The sequence below is a fragment of the Micromonospora sp. AMSO1212t genome (assembly GCF_008868145.1).
GTDB classification, from domain to species: Bacteria; Actinomycetota; Actinomycetes; order Mycobacteriales; family Micromonosporaceae; genus Micromonospora; species Micromonospora tulbaghiae.
Genome location: NZ_WBKS01000264.1, coordinates 1 through 768, shown reverse-complemented (window position 1 = coordinate 768; position 768 = coordinate 1). Strand labels below are relative to the sequence as shown.

The 768-nt window shown below is 70.8% G+C and carries 1 protein-coding gene; it reads left to right on the top strand.

Annotated elements, in window-relative coordinates; genetic code table 11:
• Positions 1-217: 217 nt before the first annotated feature.
• Complete coding sequence (locus tag F8279_RS29735; RefSeq protein WP_175438713.1) at positions 218-694, top strand: hypothetical protein; 477 nt, start codon at positions 218-220, stop codon at positions 692-694.
• Positions 695-768: the final 74 nt, after the last annotated feature.

Below are 768 nucleotides of genomic sequence, written 5' to 3'. Positions count from 1 at the left end.
AGGTGTCGGCTTACCCGGACCACTACGCCCAGTGGGAGCAGCAGGCCGCCGACCTCGTCGCCCAGCACTGGAACAAGTAAGACACACGCGTGAAGGCCGGCACCCCGAACCCGGGGTGCCGGCCTTCTCACGTCTGCGCGACCCGTCCGGGTGAACCAAGAGCGGTAGCCGTGGTGCTGGTGGTAGCGGCGGAGGTTGGATGCGGGACATGGACGAGGTGGACGTCGCGGCACTGCGGCAGGCGTACGACGAACTGCTCGCGGAGATCGACGCGGGCGGGTTCGGGCCGCCGCCGGAGGGTCAGTTGAGCGCCGAGCAGATCGTGGCCCACCTCGCCGCCAACGACGAGCTGATGAGCGAGGCGACCGAGGCGGTGCTGGCGGGCTCGCCGTTCGCCTACTACGACCTGGACACCATCCATCGGCCGCAACTGGACGCTCTGGTCTCCGAGTGCGGAGGGCTGGACGGCCTGGCCGCGTTGTTCCGGGCCACCAGTCAGAAGCTGTGCGCGCTGGCCGAGCGGCTCGGCCCGGCGGCGGAGACGCCGGTGGAGACGGTGCTGCGCGAGGGCTTCGACCTGGACGTGGACGACTCGCTGCCGTGGGGCAGAGCCCTGGACCTGCACATCCGCGTGCACCTGCCGCTGCATCTCACCCAGCTCCGCGCCCTGCGCCGCCAGCCCCACCTCGCCTGACGGTCAGGCCGCCACACCCGCCGATCATGCAGTTGTGGCAGTGGACAACTCCGGCACGCCCGGCCTTCCAGGCG